The organism is Herbaspirillum sp. UBA812 (genome assembly GCF_002296545.1).
Taxonomy (GTDB): domain Bacteria; phylum Pseudomonadota; class Gammaproteobacteria; order Burkholderiales; family Burkholderiaceae_D; genus Herbaspirillum; species Herbaspirillum huttiense.
The window spans coordinates 7,770-12,282 of record NZ_DBIC01000265.1; the positions used below are offsets into that span (position 1 = coordinate 7,770).

Sequence of the window (4,513 nt, forward strand, 5' to 3'; positions counted from 1 at the left end):
ATCAATAGGCGTGAGATGCGTTCTAATTCGCCGCAATCGGGGCCAGGCGCGTATGCTGTGGTCACCGCACCCCCTGAAAACGTTTGCAAACGAGAAATCTGACGATGAAATCGTTGCCGAGTGGCGGGAATGTTGCGGCAAAGGCGCAAAAAATATATATTGTTTATATCAATTTTCAGAGGAGCGTTCATGGCCACCAGAGTTCAAGCCGCAGCAGCAGCAACCGAAACCAAGAAACCTGTCGCCAAGCCGGCAGCCCCCAAGCCCGCCGCGGTGAAGAAACCAGCCGTCAAGCCCGCCACTCGCGCAGCCGCCAAGCCGGCCGCTGCACCGGCAGCCCCCAAGGCCGACAAGAAGGTCGAGAAAGTCGCCAAGCCTGAAAAGGCCGACAAGCCGGTCAAGGCCGAGAAGTTAGAGAAGGTAGAAAAAGTCGAGAAAGCCCCCAAGGCCAAGAAGGTCAAGCAAGTGCGCGACAGCTTCACCATGCCCGAGAACGAATACGCCGTGCTGGCCCAGGTCAAGAAGACCTGCCTGAAGTCCGGTGTCGAGATCAAGAAGAGCGATCTGCTGCGTATCGGCGTGTCGCTGATCAAGAACCTCAAGATCAACGAACTGAAGGACATCCTCGGCAGCCTGACCCCGCTGAAGGTGGGACGTCCCAAGAAGTAAGCCCCCCCTGCTCTTCACAAACAGCAATGCCGCCCGGTTCATCCGGGCGGCATTGTTTTTGGCAGCGAGCATTTCCTTCGAATTCTTCGATCGCCCTCAACTCCTGTCCGGATTGCCGATGCTGCGCACGACGCGCCACCGTCCGCCACTGACGCGATACAAGGTAAATACGGGATCGCGCAAGTTGCCTTGGGCATCGAAGGCAATCGTGCCGGAAATCCCCTTGTATCGAATCCGGTGCAGACTGGCCGTGACCTTGGCCGGCTCCACCGAATCGGCCTCGCGCATGGCGGCCGCAATGACGCGCACGGCATCATAGGCAAAGGGCGCATAGAGATAGATCTCGTCCTGATAACGCGCCTTCCAGGCTTGTTCGAAATGGCTCCACTGCGGGCCCTTGTAGGAAGGCAGTCCCGGTTCCACCACGCTCACCCCCTCCCCGGCGGCACCGGCCAGCTTGAGAAAGGTCGGCCCCACCAGTCCACCGATCCCCACCAGCGGGGCGCGGATCTGCAGACGCCGCAGGTCCTGTACCAGTTGCGCAGCCTGGGCATCGAGTCCGGCGAAGAAGACCACGTCGGGATGGCTGTCGCGGATGCTGCGCAGGATGCTGTTGAAGTCGGAGGTCTTGCTGCTCACCGCATAGCGTCCCGTGACCCTGCCCTGCAAGGTCGTCAGCGACTTGACGAATTCATCGGCGTAAGTGGAGCCAAACACCGTACTGTCATCGATCACGGCGACGTTGACGCCTTTCAGCTCGCGGACGACATAGTCGGCGGTCAGACGCGCGCCCTCGCCATCGTGCGGCACGATGCGAAAGGCGCTGGCGTCGCCCTGCTGCGTGTAAGCCGGGGCCGTTACGGCGGGGGCCACGTGCGGAATGCCGGCAGCGGCATAGATGCGTGCGGCGGGGATGCCCACGCCACTGTTCCAGTGACCAACTACGGCGGCCACCTTGCTTTTGACGAAGTAATCGGCGATCAGCTCACCCGTACGCGGATCGGCCCGGTCGTCCTGCGGCAGCAGCTTGAATAGCACCGGCTCGCCGGCGATGACGGGCTTGCTGTTGTTGATGTCGTCCACCGCCAGTTGGGCGGCGCGTTCCAGGCTCACGCCCGTGCTGCCGGACGGGCCGCTCATGGGCGCGGCCAGGCCGATCAGCACGGTTCGTGCCTGGGCCACAGCGCTGCCGCTGGCAAAAAAGCACCCCGCGCCCGCCAGAGCCAGGGCGAGCAGGAGGGATTGTCGCAATGCATTGATCATCTTGTTCCTTGCTGCGGTACTGCCGAGATGGCTTGAGTTTGGATTGAGATTGACGGGGCTACCCGCCGGGACGCTCAGAAATTCAGTTCCCACTCGCAGGCCTGGCCGACCTCGATCACGCCGCCCTCCCCGCCGATCACGATGGCGTTCTGGCCGAAGGTGAGACCGCCATTCACCCTGGCATTGGCACGATAAGTGGCCAGCGTGTCCATGGGTTCATTGGGCCACTGCGGATCGCGCTGGCCGCTGCGCTGGTCGATGCCGGGGATCGGACATCTTGCACAAGGCTTCACCAGCTTCAGTTGTACCGGACGGTCTTCACTACCCAGGCGCACGGTATCGATGAAGTCTTCTTCATAGGCCTCCCAACCGGCGATCACCAGATTTGGACGGAAGCGATCCATGGGCAAGGCCGGTGCGCCCTTGGCGGCGAGCCGGGCGTTGAGGTCATCCAGCGAGGCCTGGCCGATCACCAGCAGCGGATAGCCATCTGAAAACTGCGTCGTGGCACGATGCTCGCCGGTCCAGCGGGTACTGCAGGCGCGCTTGACGGCCGGATTGAAACGCACCAGGCGGGCGTCATCCTGCAGGTAGGCGGAGAACCACTCGCGCGCCTGCTCACCCTGGTCGAGCGCTTCGACCCGGCTGTCCCAGACCTTGACAGCGAGCGTGGCACCATCCTGGCCGGCGGCGGCCAACTGCAGCGCTGGCATGCCGGGCGCACGCAGCACCAGGGCATCGCCCTCGAAAGCGGGCGTGATGCAGGCCATCGCCGGATGCGTGCGCTGGGTCAGGAACTGGCCTTGGCGGTCCACCAGCATCCAGTGGCGGTCCAGCGCCAGGCCCAGCGGACTGATCTCGGCGCGGCTCAGGGAGAGCGCGCCGCAGGATTTGATCGGATAGAAGAAGATGGCACTGAGCGTGGTGCCGCTGAAGCTAGTGTTCGACATGGTGTGACCGTCCCCCCGGATGGCGGCGCAAAGAAGCGCCCGATGAGTAGTATTAGTGATGAAGTTTCTGCAAGACATTACCACAAGCTGGCGGTTTCGCCCGGCTGACGATACGCCGTGTTCCCACTCATGCGACAATGCGCCACGGACGCATATGAACTTTTCTGACGGGAGCGCCATGCTGTTTGCCAAATTCTTCCATCTGCTGGGCCTGACGATCTGGGTCGGCGGCATGTTCTTCGCCCACATGGCCCTGCGCCCTGCGCTGGGCGTGCTGCATCCGGAGCAGCGGCTGAGCCTGATGGCGGCGGTGCTGGCCAATTTCTTCATCTGGGTCTGGGTCGCCATCGCACTGGTGCTGGGCAGCGGCCTGCACATGATGGCCGTGATGGGCGCTGGCGCTGCCAAGCTGCCGCCTTATGTCCACGCCATGACCGGTATCGGTATCGTGATGATGCTGATCTTCGCCCACATCTTCTTCGCCCCCTTCCGCCGCCTCAAGCTGGCGGCCGCCCAGCAAGACTGGGACCGCGCATCGCGCGCCCTGCGCCAGGTGCGCATGCTGGTAGGCATCAACCTGTGCCTGGGCCTGCTGACCATCGCCATCGGCGCACTCGGCCCCTTGAGCGTCTGAACACAAGCCTTCATTTTGGGGAGACCGCCGTGCTGACCGATTCACAATGCCAGGAAGCCGCCGACCTGCTGTGGGACTGCTGGGCGCACAACCGCCGCATCCCGCAATTGCCGGCGCATCTGCAGCCGGGGGACCGGCGTCAGGCCTATGACATCCAGCGCCGCCTGGAAACGCGCAGCTTCGCGCCGCTGGCCGGCTGGAAGAACGCCGCCACCGGCCCCGGCGGACAGCAATTGCTCAAGGTCGATGCGCCACTGGCCGGCCGCCTGCTGGCCGAGCGCATTCACCGCAGCGGTGCCCGCATCACGCTGGGCGACAACCTGATGCGCGTGGCCGAGGTGGAAGTGGCCTTCCGCATGGCCAGCACGCTCGCGCCACGCAGTACGCCTTACACGCAGGAAGAAGTGATGGCGGCCGTGGCTACGGTGCATCCGGCCATCGAGATCCCCGATACCCGGTATGACCTGTTCCGCGAAGTGGGCGCAGCGCAGCTGATCGCCGACAACAGCTGTGCCGACCAGTTCGTGCTGGGCGCACCGGCCAGCATCGACTGGCGCAGCCTGGACCTGGCCGCGCTGGCGACCTCGGCCACCATCGAAGGCGGTGAAAGGCGCACCGGCAGTGGTGCCCAGGTGCTGGGCGATCCGCGCATGGCGCTGACCTGGCTGGCCAATGAATTGCGCGAGTACGGCCTGACGCTGGCGGCCGGACAGCTGGTTGCTACCGGCTCCACCATCGTGCCCATGCCGGTGCGGGCAGGACAGACTGTGCTGGCCGAGCTGGGCGTGCTTGGCTCGGTGGTGGTGCATCTGGACTGAGCGCCAGTCCGGCCGGAATCAAAAAAGGGGATGAGCGCAGGCTCATCCCCTTTTTCCATTGCGCGATCCGGAAGGCTCAGTTGGCCTTGTCCGTGCCGGGCTTGACTTCCTCGTAGCGGCGCGCCAGTTCCTGGCGCAGCGACTTGCGGATCACGGCGGCGTCAAAGCGGCGCTTTTCC

Annotated in this window: 6 protein-coding genes; 3 read left to right on the top strand and 3 right to left on the bottom strand. The window is 63.9% G+C overall.

Translation table 11 applies throughout. The features are described 5' to 3' along the window. Positions 1–191: hypothetical protein (locus tag B3873_RS17920; RefSeq protein ID WP_286867740.1), on the bottom strand; the 191-nt coding region annotated here is incomplete at its 3' end. Between B3873_RS17920 and B3873_RS17925 the strand changes: the two genes are divergently transcribed. After that, positions 190–669 (top strand): hypothetical protein, encoded by a 480-nt coding sequence (locus B3873_RS17925; RefSeq protein ID WP_286867742.1) that lies wholly within the window; start codon positions 190–192, stop codon positions 667–669. The genes B3873_RS17920 and B3873_RS17925 overlap by 2 nt on opposite strands. Positions 670–765: 96 nt before the next feature. Here B3873_RS17925 and B3873_RS17930 read toward each other — a convergent pair whose 3' ends face one another. Both B3873_RS17930 and B3873_RS17935 read right to left on the bottom strand, forming a co-directional pair. Then, complete coding sequence (locus B3873_RS17930) at positions 766–1,932, bottom strand: branched-chain amino acid ABC transporter substrate-binding protein (RefSeq protein WP_051156534.1); 1,167 nt, start codon at positions 1,930–1,932, stop codon at positions 766–768. A 74-nt stretch (positions 1,933–2,006) separates the two neighbouring features. Beyond that, the gene (locus B3873_RS17935) at positions 2,007–2,882 is read right to left on the bottom strand and encodes an MOSC domain-containing protein (protein ID WP_121041580.1); all 876 of its coding nucleotides are present in this window, start codon (positions 2,880–2,882) and stop codon (positions 2,007–2,009) included. Positions 2,883–3,060: 178 nt separating this feature from the next. Here B3873_RS17935 and B3873_RS17940 point away from each other — a divergent pair, with 178 nt between their 5' ends. Continuing rightward, complete coding sequence (locus tag B3873_RS17940; RefSeq protein WP_034334161.1) at positions 3,061–3,516, top strand: CopD family protein; 456 nt, start codon at positions 3,061–3,063, stop codon at positions 3,514–3,516. Between the two features lie 29 nt (positions 3,517–3,545). Beyond that, positions 3,546–4,334, top strand: coding sequence for a 2-keto-4-pentenoate hydratase (locus tag B3873_RS17945; RefSeq protein WP_286867744.1), 789 nt, complete (start codon positions 3,546–3,548; stop codon positions 4,332–4,334). The last annotated feature ends 179 nt before the right edge of the window (positions 4,335–4,513 follow it).